The 15,573-nt window shown below is 63.6% G+C and carries 9 protein-coding genes; 6 read left to right on the top strand and 3 right to left on the bottom strand.

The features are described 5' to 3' along the window. Positions 1–18: 18 nt before the first annotated feature. The 5 genes from pvdM to KI241_RS08645 all read left to right on the top strand — a co-directional run bounded on the left by pvdM (position 19) and on the right by KI241_RS08645 (position 8,082). Positions 19–1,389: a pyoverdine-tailoring dipeptidase-like protein PvdM gene (gene pvdM, locus KI241_RS08665; RefSeq protein WP_042731633.1), complete on the top strand. Its 1,371-nt coding sequence runs from the start codon at positions 19–21 to the stop codon at positions 1,387–1,389. Then, a complete protein-coding gene (locus tag KI241_RS08660; RefSeq protein ID WP_042731632.1) occupies positions 1,386–2,666 on the top strand; it encodes an aminotransferase class V-fold PLP-dependent enzyme in 1,281 nt (426 codons plus the stop codon). The genes pvdM and KI241_RS08660 overlap by 4 nt, the downstream gene beginning before the upstream one ends. Positions 2,667–2,700: 34 nt before the next feature. Further along, complete coding sequence (locus tag KI241_RS08655; protein ID WP_042731631.1) at positions 2,701–3,576, top strand: formylglycine-generating enzyme family protein; 876 nt, start codon at positions 2,701–2,703, stop codon at positions 3,574–3,576. Positions 3,577–3,867: 291 nt separating this feature from the next. Continuing rightward, positions 3,868–5,517, top strand: coding sequence for a cyclic peptide export ABC transporter (locus KI241_RS08650; RefSeq protein ID WP_042731630.1), 1,650 nt, complete (start codon positions 3,868–3,870; stop codon positions 5,515–5,517). Between the two features lie 114 nt (positions 5,518–5,631). Beyond that, on the top strand, positions 5,632–8,082 hold the full coding sequence (locus KI241_RS08645; RefSeq protein ID WP_080922140.1) for a TonB-dependent siderophore receptor: 2,451 nt from the start codon (positions 5,632–5,634) through the stop codon (positions 8,080–8,082). A gap of 504 nt (positions 8,083–8,586) precedes the next feature. On the opposite strand, the gene KI241_RS08640 is transcribed toward KI241_RS08645, so the two are convergent. Then, positions 8,587–10,971 carry a GGDEF domain-containing protein gene (locus KI241_RS08640; protein WP_212803574.1) on the bottom strand — a complete coding sequence of 795 codons (2,385 nt, stop codon included), beginning with the start codon at positions 10,969–10,971 and terminating at the stop codon, positions 8,587–8,589. A 142-nt stretch (positions 10,972–11,113) separates the two neighbouring features. After that, positions 11,114–13,387, bottom strand: a complete 2,274-nt coding sequence (rlmKL, locus tag KI241_RS08635; RefSeq protein ID WP_042732477.1) for a bifunctional 23S rRNA (guanine(2069)-N(7))-methyltransferase RlmK/23S rRNA (guanine(2445)-N(2))-methyltransferase RlmL — start codon at positions 13,385–13,387, stop codon at positions 11,114–11,116. A gap of 532 nt (positions 13,388–13,919) precedes the next feature. On the opposite strand from rlmKL, the gene KI241_RS08630 reads away from it, so the two are divergent. Beyond that, complete coding sequence (locus KI241_RS08630; RefSeq protein ID WP_003223300.1) at positions 13,920–14,135, top strand: ribosome modulation factor; 216 nt, start codon at positions 13,920–13,922, stop codon at positions 14,133–14,135. A 326-nt stretch (positions 14,136–14,461) separates the two neighbouring features. Here KI241_RS08630 and KI241_RS08625 read toward each other — a convergent pair whose 3' ends face one another. Then, positions 14,462–15,481 (bottom strand): quinone-dependent dihydroorotate dehydrogenase, encoded by a 1,020-nt coding sequence (locus KI241_RS08625; protein WP_123578622.1) that lies wholly within the window; start codon positions 15,479–15,481, stop codon positions 14,462–14,464. Between the last annotated feature and the right edge of the window lie 92 nt (positions 15,482–15,573).

The raw sequence follows: 15,573 nt of genomic DNA, 5'->3' as shown, positions 1-15,573 counted from the left end.
ACCTGACTGAGATCGGCAATGACAACACGACGTTCGAAAAAGGCGCTGTTCACCGGCGTGCCCCTGGCCCTGGCATTGGTGGTGGGCGGTGGCCTCGCGGCCTGGGACTACGGGTGGCGGGACAACCCCGGCTACCCGGTCAAGGTGATGAAAGAGGCTCGGGCGCTGCATGAGCGCCTGCTCTCCTTCGACAGCCACATCACCGTGCCGCTGGATTTCGGCACCGCCGGCCACGAAGCCGACAAGGACGGCGACGGCCAGTTCGACCTGGTGAAAGCCAATCGCGGCCAGTTGTCCGGCGCGGCGCTGACGGTGTTCGGCTGGCCGGAGTTGTGGAACGGCCCCAACGCGCCGCACAAGCCCACCGCCGGCTTCGTCGAGGAGGCACGCAACCAACAGGAAGTGCGCTACAAGATCATCACCGGGCTGGTCCGCGACTACCCCAACCAGGTCGCCATCGCCTACACCCCGGAGGATTTTCGCCGGCTGCACGGTGAAGGCAAGTTCGCGATTTTCATCAGCATGCTCAACGCCTACCCCCTTGGCGATGATCTGAACCTGCTGGACCTGTGGACGGCGCGAGGCATGCGCATGTTCGGCTTCAGCTACATCGGCAACAACGACTGGGCCGATTCCTCGCGCCCGCTGCCGTTCTTCAACGACTCGCCGGATGCCCTTGGTGGCCTGTCGGACATCGGCAAGCAAGCGGTGACCCGCCTGAATGACCTCGGTGTGATCATCGACGTGTCGCAGATGTCGACCCAGGCCCTGGAGCAGGTTGCGCAACTGAGCCGCACACCGCTGGTGGCCTCGCATTCCGCGCCACGGGCGATGGTGGACATCCCGCGCAACCTCAGCGACAAGGAACTGCAACTGATCAAGCGCAGCGGCGGCGTGGTGCAGATCGTCGGCTTCTCCCAGTACCTGCGCCCGCTCACGCAAAAGACCCAGGACAAGCTCAACGCCCTGCGCGCGCGTTTCGATCTGCCGCCGCTGCCCAACCTGGCCATGGCGCTGATGCCCGGCGATCCGATCATCGCCGCCTGGCCCGAGCAGAAGTTCGGTGAATACGCCGCCCAGCTCTACGGCATCCTGGAAGAAGAACCCAAGGCCAGCCTCAAGGACCTGGGGGACGCCATCGACTACACCGTGCGCAAGATCGGCATCGACCACGTAGGCATCAGCTCCGACTTCAACGAAGGCGGCGGCGTGAAAGGCTGGGAAAACGTCGGCGACATCCGCAACGTCACCGCCGAATTGCTCACCCGCGGCTACTCCGAAGCCGACATCGCCAAACTCTGGGGCGGCAATTTCCTGCGGGTCTGGGATCAGGTCCAGAAGGCCGCGCGACCGGCCGTGGCCTCGAACCAGAAGGTCGGCCAGCCATGAATGAACGCCGCACGTTCCTGAAGCGGGCCGGGATCCTCGCCGCCGGCCTACCCCTGGCCAACAGCCTGCCCGCCACGGCCGGCACCCCATCGCTGCCGTCGCTGCCCCGGGATAAATGGGCGCAACTGCGCTCGTTGTTCGACCAGGATCCGGACTACCTGCATTTCGCCAACTTCCTCGTCACCACCCACCCGCGCCCGGTGCGCGAGGCCATCGAGCAACACCGCGCCGCCCTCGACAAGAACCCCGGCCTGCAGATGGACTGGGACCTGGGCATCACCGAAGCCCGCGAGGAAAACGTGCGCACCTGGGCCGGCCGCTATCTGCAAGCGGGCCCCAAGCAGATCGCCCTCACCGGCAGCACCACCCAGGGCCTGGCGATGATCTACGGCGGGGTCCAGGTCAAGCCTGACCAGGAAATCCTCACCACCGTCCACGAACACTACGCCACCCACACCATCCTCGACCTGCGCGCCCAACGGGACGGCACCCGCGTGCGCAAGATCAAGCTGTTCGAGGACGCCCACCGCGCCAGCCACGATGAGATCCTGGCCGCCATCGACCGCGCCATCCGCCCGCAAACAAGGGTGCTGGGCATGACCTGGGTGCACTCCGGCAGCGGCGTGAAGTTGCCCATCGACCAGATCGGTGCGCTGGTGGAGCGGCACAACCAGGGCCGCCGCGATGACCAACGCATCGTCTACGTGGTGGACGGCGTGCACGGGTTCGGCGTGGAGGATCTGGGCTTTGCGGCGATGAACTGCGACTTCTTCATCGCCGGCACCCACAAGTGGATGTTCGGCCCGCGCGGCACGGGGCTGGTGTGCAGCCGCAGCGACGAACTCAAATACGTCACGCCGATCATCCCGACCTTTTCCGAAGCCACGGCGTTTTCCACCGTCATGACCCCGGGCGGCTTCCATGCCTTCGAGCACCGCTGGGCGGTGGACGAGGCGTTCAAGCTGCACCTGGAGCTGGGCAAGGCCGAGGTACAGGCGCGCATTCACGCCCTCAACAGCTACCTGAAAAAACAGCTGGTGGCGATGCCGCAGGTTGAACTGGTCACGCCGTTGAGCCCGGCGCTGTCGGCCGGCTTTACCTTTTTCCGCATCAAGGGCCGCGAGAGCGGCCAGGTGGCCGGCGACCTGATGAAGCAACGCGTGATCGTCGACGCCGTTCACCGCGATGCCGGGCCGGTGATACGCACCGCACCGGGCCTGCTCAACAACGAAGCCCAAATCGATCGTTTCATGACGCTGTTGAACCAGGCGATCTGACCCGCGCTTGTTGGACTTTAATCGAGAGAAAAAAATGAACCGTTTTCCACTGAAGGTACTTGCCGCATTGGCCTTGGTCGCCCCGCTGCCCAGCGGCGCCGAAGCGTCTCAACCGGGCCAGGTGTTTCGCGATTGCAAGGATTGCCCGGAGATGGTCGTGTTGCCCACCGGCACCTTCCAGATGGGCACCCCGCCGGACGAAGTCGGCCGCGAGCCGGACGAAGGTCCGATGCACCCGGTGACGTTCGCCCGGCCGCTGGCGATCAGCCGCTTCCACGTGTTGAAGGGTGAATGGTTCGCCTATTTGCGCGACACCGGCTACACGATGCCCGACGGTGATGACCGCCCTGGCCGCGCCTGCAAGGCTGGCATCCCGGATTACCAGGGCAGCGACCCGCGCAAGCAATACAGCGACCGCCACCCGGCGGTGTGCATGGACTTCAACGAGGCCAATGCCTACGTGGCCTGGTTGTCGAAGAAAACCGGCAAGCCCTACCGACTGACCAGCGAGTCGGTGCGCGAATACGCCGCGCGCGGCGGCACTACCGGGCCGTTCCCCTTCCCGTTCGATGAAGGCAAGGACTACAGCATCGCCCGGCATGCCAACACCTACGGCGCCGCCGATGGCTTCAACTTCACCTCGCCGGCCGGCAGCTTCCCGACCAACGCCTTCGGCGTGTACGACATGCACGGCAATGTCTACGAGTGGACAGCCGATTGCTACAACGACAGCTACACCGGCGCCCCGAACGACGGCAGCGCCTGGCTCGACGGCGACTGCAAGGTGCGGCGTATCCGTGGCAACGACTGGGGCGAGGCGCCAGTGTTTTCCCGCTCGGGCAACCGTAACGCGGCGTACCCCGATGCGCGTGGGGATTGGCTGGGGTTTCGGGTGGTGCGGGATATGTAGCCCGTGAATTCACTTGTGGAGTGCACTTTGTGGCGAGGGGATTTATCCCCGCTGGCGCGCGCAGTGCCCCCATAGCCTGGACATGCGTTGTGTCGGACGGGTTGAGGGGACGAGAGGCCGCTGCGCGGCCAGCGGGAGCAAGCTCCCTCGCCACGGACACCGGTCGCTAAATCCCATGTTCTTCCAACCGTTCTACAGGGGGGCGCGACACAACCGGCGCGCTCCGTCCTCAAGCCCTTGCGATGAATACCTGCGGGGGCCTTCGCCCTTTCTTCAAGCAGGGAAACCGCCATGAACCAACCAACACGCGGGGTGATGCACGAGCTGTTCACGCTGCTCAAACCTTTCCGGCTGATTGTCATCGGCGCCATTGCGCTGGGCATGCTTGGCGGGCTCAGCGTCACGGTGCTGCTGGCGACGATCAACCAGGTCCTGCACGCCGACAACGGCCTCAGCACCACGGTGGTCGGCGTGTTTGCCGGGCTGTGCCTGCTGGCGCTGACCAGCTCGATCTTCTCGGACATCGGCACCAACTATGTCGGCCAGAAAATCATCGCCAGTTTGCGCAAGACCCTGGGGGAAAAAGTGCTGTCGGCGCCCATCGAACAGATCGAGCGCTATCGCAGCCATCGCCTGATCCCGGTGCTGACCCACGACGTCGACACTATCAGCGACTTCGCCTTCGCCTTCGCCCCGCTGGCCATTTCCCTGACCGTCACACTCGGTTGCATGGGTTACCTGGCGCTGTTGTCGTGGCCGATGTTCCTGGTCACGGTGGTGGCGATCCTGATCGGCACGGTCATCCAGTACATCGCCCGGGGCCGCGGCATGCAGGGTTTCCTGAACGCCCGCGAACACGAGGACGAACTGCAAAAGCACTACAACGCCATCGCCGAGGGCGCCAAGGAACTGCGCATCCACCGCCCCCGTCGCCAGCGCATGTTCGTCTCGGGCATCGAACGCACCGCCGACACAATCTGCGACACACAGATCCGCTCGGTGAATATCTTCGTGGTCGCCAAGACCCTAGGCTCCATGCTGTTTTTCGTGGTCATCGGCCTGGCCCTGGCGCTGCAATCGCTGTGGCCAAGCGCGGACAAAGCGGTGATGAGCGGTTTCGTGCTGGTGCTGCTGTACATGAAGGGGCCGCTGGAACACCTGATCGGCACCCTGCCGATCGTCAGCCGCGCGCAGATCGCCTTCCGCCGGATCGCCGAGCTGTCGGAACGGTTTTCCTCGCCCGAACCACACCTGCTGCTCAGCGACCCGGGCAACCGCAAGGCCTCCGTGCGAAGCCTGGAACTGAACAACGTGGCCTACAGCTTCCCGTCGGTCGAAGGCGCCACGCCCTTTCGCCTGGGCCCGGTGAACCTGCGCATCGACCAGGGCGAGATCATTTTCATCGTCGGAGAAAACGGCTGTGGCAAGACCACGCTGATCAAGCTGTTGCTGGGCCTGTATGCCCCGCAACAGGGGGAAATCCGCCTCAATGGCCGGGCGGTGACCGACCTGGACCGCGACGACTACCGCCAACTGTTCACAACGATCTTTGCCGACTACTACCTGTTCGACGACGTCGTGCAGGGCGAGACCCACATCCCCGACGACGCCAACCAGTACCTGCAACGCCTGGAGATCGCCCACAAGGTCAGCGTGCGCGACGGCACCTTCACCACCACCGACCTGTCCACCGGCCAACGCAAGCGCCTGGCCCTGGTCAACGCCTGGCTGGAAGAACGCCCGGTGCTGGTGTTCGACGAATGGGCCGCCGACCAGGACCCGACTTTCCGGCGGATTTTCTACACCGAGCTGCTGCCGGACCTCAAGCGCCTGGGCAAGACCATCATCGTGATTTCCCACGACGACCGTTACTTCGATATCGCCGACCAGTTGGTGCGTATGGAAGCCGGCCATGTCGTCACCGAGCTGCAACCGGCCTGACGGTGAACATTTCTTTAAAAAAAGACGCTGGGTCTTTCCGGTTTACCAAAGGCCCAACGTCTTACTAGCAGCCAATAGAAATAGTTCTCAGTAACATTCTGACGAGAAAAAATAATGCCAGCACCGCTAGGACTGAAACCGCTCACCCAGGCTCTACTGATCCGTCATTCGTTTCGACCGCATGTCCCGGTCCTCTGCGCGCTGGTCCTGGGCCTGCCGCTGACGGCCCAGGCCCAGAGTCTGCCGATCAACATCCAGGCGCAACCGCTGGGCAGCGCGTTGCAGGAGTTCGGTCGCCAGACCAACCTGCAAGTGCTCTACAACCCGGCCGACGTCAGTGGCCTGCGCAGCACCGCGGTGAGCGGTGACCTGGAGCCGGCCGCCGCCATGGCCCGGTTGCTCCAGGGCACCCCGATCGCCTACAGCGTCCAGGGCAACAGCATGACACTGCGCAGCCGCAACGATGGCGCGGGCCTGGACCTGGCGCCGATCAACATTTCGGGCACCCAGGAGTCGGCATGGGGGCCGGTGGATGGGATCGTCGCGAAAAAAACCGGCACCGGCACCAAGACCGACACGCCGCTCAACGAAGTGCCGCAGACCGTCAACGTCATCACCCAGGACGAGGTCAAGCTGCGCGGCTCGCAGAGCGTCACCGAAGCCCTGCGCTACACCGCCGGCATGACCGGTGGCGGTTTCTCCGACCGGGTGACGATCTTCGACGAACCGACTTCCCGCGGCTTCATTCCGACGCCGCTGTACCTCGACGGCCTGCACCTGCCCTACGGCGGCGGCAGCACCGGCGGCGCCCTGCAGATCGACCCGTACACCCTGGAGCGCATCGAAGTGCTCAAGGGTCCGGCCTCGGTGCTCTACGGCCAGAACCAGCCGGGCGGGATCGTCAACATGGTCAGCAAGCGCCCCACCGCCACGCCGTTGCATGAGGTGACCCTGGGCGCCGGCGACAACGACCGCAAGAAGCTCGGCTTCGACCTGGCCGGCCCGCTGGATGACCAGGGCGAATTCCTCTATCGCCTGACCGGCGTGGCGGAGGATTCCGGTTCGGAAATCGACTACGTCGAGAAAAACCGCATGCTCCTGGCGCCGAGCCTGACGTGGAACCCGAGCGACGAAACCAGCATCACCTTCTTCGCCCAGTACCAGAAAGACCACGACACCCCGTCCGCCCAGGGCCTGCCCGCCTCCGGCACGGTGCTGCCGAACCCGAACGGCAAGTACAGCCGCTCGACCTTTTTCGGCGAGCCGGACGTGAACAAGTACAACCGCGAGCAGTTCGTCGTGGGCTATGAGGCCTCCCATGAACTCAATGACGTCTGGACGCTGAAGCAGACCGCGCGTTACGCCCAGGTCGATGACCAGTACGTGGATCCGCTGCACGGCTACGGCTTCATCGCCAACCCGGTCACCGGGGCCAACGACCAACGCTACATGCGCCGCTACGGGGTGGACTGGTCGCAGACCAACAAGGTCTACAACATCGATACCACTGCCCAGGCCAAATTCCACACAGGGGCACTGGACCACACCGTCTTGCTGGGCGTGGACCACTACCATTTCGAGTCGAAGTTCCTCGGCCTGTACGATCGCAGCGCGTCGGCCATCGACATGTACAACCCGGTGTACGGCGGCGCGATCAATTTCAGCTCGCCCTACCGCTGGGACAACACCGTTCGCCAGACCGGGCTGTATGTCCAGGACCAGCTCAAATGGGACAAGTGGTTCCTCACGCTGGGCGGCCGCTATGACTTTGCCGAAACCGACAACAAGCGTCCGCTTGACGGGACCAGCACCAAGACCCGGGATGAAAAATTCAGTGGCCGGGCCGGCTTCGGCTACCTGTTCGATAACGGTCTGACGCCTTATGTGAGCTACTCGGAGTCATTCCTCCCCGTCACTGACACCGGGTTTGGCAACACCGCGTTCAAGCCGACGACAGGCAAGCAGTACGAAGCCGGGATCAAGTACGAACCCAAGGCTATCGACGGTTTTATCCAGGTGTCGGTCTACGACATCGTGCAAAAGAATGTGGTGACGTCCAATCCGCTCACCCCCGGCTTCAGCGGCCAGTCCGGTGAAGTGCGTTCCCAGGGCATCGAGTTGGAAGGCAAGGTCAACCTCAACAAGAACGTACGGGTGATCGGTTCGGTGTCGCGCAACGACATCGAGTACACCAAGGACAACGATGGTCGCGAAGGCCGTCACCCGGCCAGTGCGCCACCCCTGACCGCCTCGGCCTGGATCGACTACACCTTCACCGGCGCCAGCCCCCTGGCCGGTCTCGGCGCGGGCATCGGCGCACGGTATGTGCGCGAGAGCTACGGCACCGACTACGAAGGCGCATTCACGATTCCGTCCTACACGGTCTACGACGCCATGATGTCCTACGACTTCGAGAAATCCCCGCTGCACATCAAGGGCGTGAGCGTGCGGATGAACATGGAAAACCTCGAGGACAAGAAATACGTCGCCAGTTGCCGCAGCAACTGGGACTGCTACTACGGCCAGGGCCGCACCCTCACCACCGACCTGACCTACAACTGGTAACCCTCACCGCCGCAAAGGATTGCGGCTGAGGTTGTCTGGACTGCCGTCTTCGCGAAGAAGAGGCCAGGCCTGTCCAACATCTCCATCAACTGACCCACCGCTTTCGCGGGCAAGCCCGCTCCCACAAGGGATTTACGGTGAACACACATCTGTGGTCGCCAACGATCAACCTGTGGGAGCGGGCTTGCTCGCGAAGACGGCGGTACATTCAACATCAATGCAAACTGACCCACCGCTTTCGCGAGCAAGCCCGCTCCCACAAGGGATTTACGGTGAACACACATCTGTGGTCGCCAACGATCAACCTGTGGGAGCGGGCTTGCTCGCGAAGACGGCGGTACATTCAACATCAATGCAAACTGACCCACCGCTTTCGCGAGCAAGCCCGCTCCCACAAGGGATTTACGGTGAACACACATCTGTGGTCGCCAACGATCAACCTGTGGGAGCGGGCTTGCTCGCGAAGACGGCGGCACGGTCGCATCATCACTCACTGACCCATCGCTATCCCAACTGCGTTTCCACGCGATCCCGCCCAGCCTGCTTGGCGGCATACACGCCCGAGTCGGCCCGTAGCAACAAGGCATCGGCGCCCTCACCGGCGCGCCAGGTGGCGATGCCGAAGCTGGCGGTGACGATTCCCACGTCCTCGATCGGGGCCGAGCGCAAGCCTTCCCACAGTCCCAGGGCCAGGGCATAGGCACTCTCGCTGTCCGTGTCCGGACACAACACCACGAACTCTTCCCCACCCAATCGGCAGAACACATCGGTACGTCGCAACCGCTGGGCAACCCGCTGGCAGACCGCCTGCAACACCCGGTCGCCCACCGCATGGCCATGCTGGTCGTTGATGCGCTTGAAGTGATCGATGTCCAACATGATCACCGCCAGCCCCCCGGAACCGCGCTCGACCCGGGACATCTCCGAGGTCAGTCGCTCCTGGAAATAACGGCGGTTGCGAATCCCCGTCAAGGCATCGGTAACCGACAGCGCCCGCAGTTCTTCCTCCACCCGCTTGAGGTCGGAAATATCCGAGATGTAGCCGTGCCACAACACCCCGCCGCCGGGCAGTTCCTCCGGCGTGGCCTCGCCCCGGACCCAACGCAGGCCCCGCTGCGGCAACTGCAGCCGGTATTCTTCACGCCAGGGGCTCAGGGTATCAGCCGACGCACGAATCGAGCTGCGCACGCGGCTGGCGTCCAGGCAATGAATGCGCGAGAAAATCGCCTCGGCGTTCTGCACCAGCACGTGCGGCTCCAATTCGTAGATGTCGCGAATGCCGTCGCTGGCGTAGATCACACTGAAACGGCCGTTGAAATCCATCTTGAACTGATAGATGCCGCCCGGCACATGGGCGCTGAGTTTCTTCAGCAACAGGTCCCGTGCCGCCAAGGCTTCGTGGACGCGCTTGCGTTCGGTGATGTCGATGCAGATCGCCAGGTGCCCGACCCACAGCCCTTGGTCATCGAGCATCGGCGTGGCCAGCATGTTCACGGTCAGATGGCTGCCGTCGCGACGCACCAGGGTCCATTCCCGTGCCTGCTGGCCGCCCTGCTCGCCCCCCTCGAGCAACATCGCGTGACAGGTGGGGATCGGCTTGCCGAAACGCGCACCGAGCTGGGCGGCCCGGGCCTGGAGTTCACGCGGCACATGCAGGCTTTCGAGGGTCATGCTTTGCAGGACCTCGCTGCTGGGGTAGCCGAGCATCTGTTCGGCGCCGGCGTTGAAAGTCGTGATGACGCCGCGCAGGTCCGTGGCGATGATCGCCACCTCCGTCGCCGCATCCAGCACCCCGCGCAACTGGCCATGGGTGCCGCGCAGTTCCTGCTCCCTGGCCCGCAATTCGCGGGTGCGTTGCTCCACCAGTTTCAGTGCCCGTTGCCGCTGGCTGACCAGCACGTAAAGCAAGGCGCTGAGCAACAGGCTGAGCAAGCCACCCAGCACCACCAGGCTTGCCGCCGATGAGTGGTTGGTTGTCAGGAACGTCCGGCTGGGCCGCAGCTCCACCCGATAATCGCGATCGGCCAGACGCACCCGGCGGGTCTCCGACAATTCGCTGTGGCCGGCCGGGGTGGGCGATTCGAACAGGGCTTCCTCGCGATCGTCCGCAGACAGGTCGATAACCCGCATCGACAGATTGTCATGACCGGCCGTCGGCAGGCCGTCGCCCGCCAGTTGGCGCATGCTGATGGCCGCGACCACATACCCGAACGGTTCGGTGGCCCCTGGTCGGGTGACCGGTGCCGCCAGCAACACGCCGCGGGTGAAGGCCGGATCGACGCCAATCAGGTCCAGTGGCTGTGAAACCGCCAGCCGGCCACTCTGCCGCGCCCGGTCCAGGGTGGCCCGCCGAACGGGCTCGAACAGCAGGTCCATGCCCAAGGGCGAGCCATAGGAGGCCTGGCTTTGCACGTAGAGCACCGGCACATACTCGTCCCGCTCGGCGGCCGGCCGCAGACCACCGCTGCCGTCGGCTTCACGGACGGTGAAGTTTATCGAGCCTTCGGCCCGCGCCTGCTGTTCGAACGCCAGCCGTTCGTCCCGTCGCACCCTGGGCGCCCAGGCAAGCGCCCGGGTACGTCGCAACAAGGCTTCGGCGTACCCGCGGAATTCGTCATTGGACACCGACTCCGAGTTGGCGAAGAAGCGCCGCAGGCCATCCAGACGCTGCTCCTGCTCCTGGAAGCGCTCCTCGATCCGGCTGAAACGCTCCTCGGCCTGCAGTTCGAAGCGCTGGCGCAGTTGCTGGCCGAACAGGTTCATCATCGCCCAGCTCAGCACCGCCGTCAGAAAGCTGCCGGCCAGCAAGACCAGCGTTGCCACGAGCCAGGCCGAGACGTCTTCGCTGATAAAGCCCAGGATCCTGGGGCGCACCTGATGCAAGGCCATAAACACGACTCAAAAAGGGCCAGGCAGTAGGTTCAACCCGGCCACAGGCTAAGTTATAGCTATTAGCCATCATTTTGACCAGCCCCAAGATGAGCTGAAAGCCTTGAGTTACAAGGCCTGCGTGGATCCAATCAGCAATCGATCAACGGGCCGTGATCCTCCAGGCACGGTGGATCTTGCCGTTGCGGGCAAAGTCCGGATCGATGGTCTTGGCGGTGATTTCCTCCACCGCGTAGCGCTCGCCGAGGTTGTCCTCGAGCTGGAACTTGCGGAAATTGTTGGAGAAATACAGCACGCCACCCGGTGCGAGGCGGGCCATGGCCAGGTCCAGGAGCTGGACGTGGTCGCGTTGCACGTCAAAGATCCCTTCCATGCGCTTGGAGTTGGAGAAGGTCGGTGGATCGATGAAGATCAGGTCGTATTCGTCGCGACTGGCTTCCAGCCAGGCCATGACGTCACCCTGTTCCAGGCGGTTCTTGTCGGAAAAACCGTTGAGCGAGAGGTTGCGTCGCGCCCAGTCCAGGTAGGTTTTCGACAAGTCGACACTGGTGGTGCTCCGAGCACCGCCCTTGGCCGCATGGACGCTGGCGGTCGCGGTGTAGCAGAACAGGTTGAGGAAGCGCTTGCCGGCCGCCTCTTTCTGGATCCGCAGGCGCATCGGCCGGTGGTCGAGGAACAGCCCGGTGTCCAGGTAGTCGGTGAGGTTGACCAGCAGCTTGACGCCACCTTCGTTGACCTCGGTGAACTTGCCCTGGGCGCTCTGGCGCTCGTATTGCTTGGTGCCGCTCTGGCGTTCGCGACGCTTGATCACCACGCGGCTCTTGTCGACGCTCAGGGCCTGGGGAATGGCCGCCAGGGCATCGAACAGCCGGGCCGAGGCCTTTTCCGGGTCGATGGATTTCGGCGCGGCGTATTCCTGCACATGGACCCAGTCATGGTACAGGTCGATGGCCATGGCGTATTCCGGCATGTCGGCATCGTAGACCCGGTAGCAGTCCACACCTTCACGTTTGGCCCACTTACCCAGCAACTTGAGGTTCTTTTGCAGGCGATTGGCGAACATCTGCCCGCCTTCGCTCAAGCGTGCCTGCTCCACCACCGGGGCGGGGACAGGAGCCGGCTTGATCGGGTTGCCATTCTTGTTGTACTGGCGCTCCTGCGTTGCCGCGGGCGCTTGCTGGTCAAGGAGGGCCTGCTCGCGCTCGGCCTGACGCTGTTCCGGGGTGCGACGCTCGCCGGTGACGAACTGGTCCGGCAGCACCTTGATCAGCAACAATTTGCACGGCAAGGCGCCGTTCCAGAACGAATACTGCTTGTGGCTGCGGATGCCCATGCGCTTGCCCAGGTCCGGCGCGCCGGTGAACACCGCGGCCTCCCAGTTCAGGCAGGCCTGGCGTAGGCGCTCGCCGAGGTTCTGGTAGAGGTAAAGCAGGCTCGCTTCGTCGCCAAGCCGCTCGCCGTACGGAGGGTTGCAAATGACCAGGCCTTTCTGGTTCTGGTCCGGGCGGGGTTCGAAGGTGGCGACTTCGCCCTGATAGATCTTGATCCACTCGCTCAAGCCGGCACGCTCGACGTTGTTGCGGCCCGGCTGGATCAGCCGTGGATCAGCCTCGTAGCCGCGAATCCACAGCGGCGGCTTGGCCAGCCCGGCGGCAGCGCGGGCGGTGGCCTCTTCGTGGAGTTTCTTCCACAGCGCCGGCACATGGCCGAGCCACGCGGTGAAGCCCCACTGCTGGCGACGCAGGTTCGGCGCCATGTCGGCGGCGATCATGCCGGCTTCCACCAGGAACGTGCCCACGCCGCACATCGGGTCGGCCAGCGCCCCGCCTTCGGCGGCGATGCGCGGCCAACCGGCCCGGATCAGGATCGCGGCGGCGAGGTTTTCCTTCAGCGGCGCGGCGCCCTGCTGCAAGCGATAGCCGCGCTGGTGCAGGCTGTGGCCGGAAAGATCGAGGGACAGGATCGCTTCGCCACGGTCCAGGCGCAGGTGGATGCGCAGGTCCGGGTTGAGCTTGTCGACGGACGGCCGCTCGCCCGACGGGGTACGCAGCTTGTCGACGATGGCATCCTTGACCTTCAAGGCGCCGAAGTGGGTGTTGTCGATGCCCGAACCGTGTCCGCTGAACTCCACCGCCAGGGTGCCGTCGGCCAGCATGTGGTCTTGCCAGTCGACGTCCAGCACGCCGTGGTACAGGTCGTCGGCGTTCTTCATCTCGAACCGCTTGAGGACCAGCAGCACCCGGTTGGCCAGGCGCGACCACAGGCACAGGCGGTACGCGGTCTCCATGTCGGCCATGCCGCGCACGGCCGAGGTGTGCTCGCGCGCCTCTTCAAGGCCAAGCCCGACGGCTTCCTCGATAAGCAGGCCTTCGAGGCCCTTGGGGCAAGTGAGGAAGAGTTCGAAACGGTCGGACATGGGGATTCCAGCGCCTTTGGCTAAGTGGACCGGGCAACGCATTGCCGGGTCGGGTTCAGTCAGGTGCTTTTCTCAAGAGCACCCGCGTGGCACGAAGGTGTGCCGCTCCACCCTCGCCGCTCAGGTTAAAAGAGCTTAGATGCGGGGGCAGATAAAAAATTCTGTGCAACAAATTGTGAAAACCCGACCCTTTCGTCGAATAGTACCCGAGTGCAACGGAAGGACATTCTCATCCGGGTCAGGACCGCGCCTTTGAGCGCAGGGCTGATCATACAGGGGTCTTGCTCAAAAGCGGACGCTGAACATCAAGTTACTTATCGCCCTAACATCTTTATTGTTACGTGCTTATGACAAAACGATCATTCCATCCATGTGACGCTTTGGTTAGAACTCAACACAGGTTGACGTCGCCACGGCGCCAACACCTTGGCTCGTCACGCCGGCAACGAGCCACCAACGGCAGAATGATTCTGCCCCGGCCCCGACAAGGGCCGACGCTAAAGAAACAGTCAACAAGTGAGGGCAACACCCTATGAGAAGACTTAAGCGTGATCCGTTGGAAAGAGCATTTTTACGCGGTTACCAATATGGCGTTGGTGGTAAATCCCGTGAGCTTTGCCCCTTTACTCTACCGTCAGTACGTCAAGCCTGGATCAACGGCTGGCGAGAAGGACGCGGCGACAACTGGGACGGTATGACCGGCACTGCGGGTATCCATAGACTCAACGAACTTCACGCCGTCGGCTGACACAGGGCTTAACACTCGAGAACTCGACAATCTGATGTGCCAATCGATTTAACCACGCGCGTCCCATCCGGACGGCGGGCTACGGCCCAGGGGCTCCTTCGAGGAGCCCTTTTTATTGCCGGAATCTTATGAACAACGCCGATGCCTGGCTGTGAACACAGGTGTGGCGAGGGTGCTTGCTCCCGCTGGGCTGCACGGCAGCCCAAACACCATGACACACGGTGATTCAGTCATATCGCGTTAGCAGATTTCGGGAGTGCTTCGCACTCCAGCGGGAGCAAGCTCCCTCGCCACAATGGATTTGCCCGATTTTCAGAAAGGCTGAATCAACCCAACGCCGCAATCGCATCCACCGACTCACGAATCAACGCCGGCCCCTTGTAGATGAAGCCCGAATAGATCTGCACCAGACTCGCACCGGCGCTGATCTTCTCGGCGGCATGCCGTCCCTCGGTGACCCCGCCCGCCGCGATGATCGGCAAGCGCCCCGCCAGTTCGGCGGCCAGGACCTTCACCGTGTGGGTGCTCTTGTCACGCACCGGCGCGCCAGACAAGCCGCCCGCCTCGTCACCGTGTTCCAGCCCTTCGACACCTTCGCGCCCCAGGGTCGTGTTGGTGGCGATCACCGCGTCCATGCCGGTCTCAACCAGGGCCTGGGCCACCTGGGCGGTTTCTTCGTCGCTCATGTCCGGGGCGATCTTGATGGCCAGCGGCACATGCCGGCCATGGATCACCGCCAGTTCCGCACGACGACGGGCCAGGTCGGCCAGCAGTTGCTTGAGGGAGTCACCAAATTGCAGGCTGCGCAGCCCCGGGGTGTTCGGCGAGCTGACGTTGACGGTCACGTAGCTGGCGTGGGCGTAGACCTTGTCCAGGCAGATCAGGTAATCGTCGACGGCGCGCTCCACCGGTGTGTCGAAGTTCTTGCCGATGTTGATCCCCAGCACGCCCCGGTACTTGGCCGCCGCCACCCGGGCGAGCAGATGGTCGACACCGAGGTTGTTGAACCCCATGCGATTGATGATCGCCTCGGCTTGCGGAAGGCGGAACAGCCGCGGCTTGGGGTTGCCCGGCTGCGGACGCGGGGTGACGGTGCCGATTTCCACGAAACCGAAGCCCAACTGGGCGAACCCGTCGATGGCCGTACCGTTCTTGTCCAGCCCCGCCGCCAACCCGACCGGGTTAGGGAATTCCAGGCCCATCACCGTCACCGGCAGTTTCGCCGGGGCCTTGCACAGCAAACCGTTAAGCCCCAGCCGCCCGCCCGCGCCGATCAGGTCCAGGGACAGGTCGTGGGAAGTTTCGGGGGAAAGTTTGAACAGCAGCTCACGGGCCAGGGTGTACATGGGCGGGTTTGACTCGATCGACGAAATGAGCCGCGGATTATAGCCGGGGTGGAGCGCTGGGAGCGAGCAGCCGATGGCTGCCCACTCTTGGG

This window comes from Pseudomonas sp. Cab53, from assembly GCF_018325965.1.
GTDB lineage: Bacteria > Pseudomonadota > Gammaproteobacteria > Pseudomonadales > Pseudomonadaceae > Aquipseudomonas > Aquipseudomonas chlororaphis_E.
The sequence above is the reverse complement of the archived record's forward strand: the minus strand, read 5'-3'. Positions and strand labels throughout refer to the sequence as shown.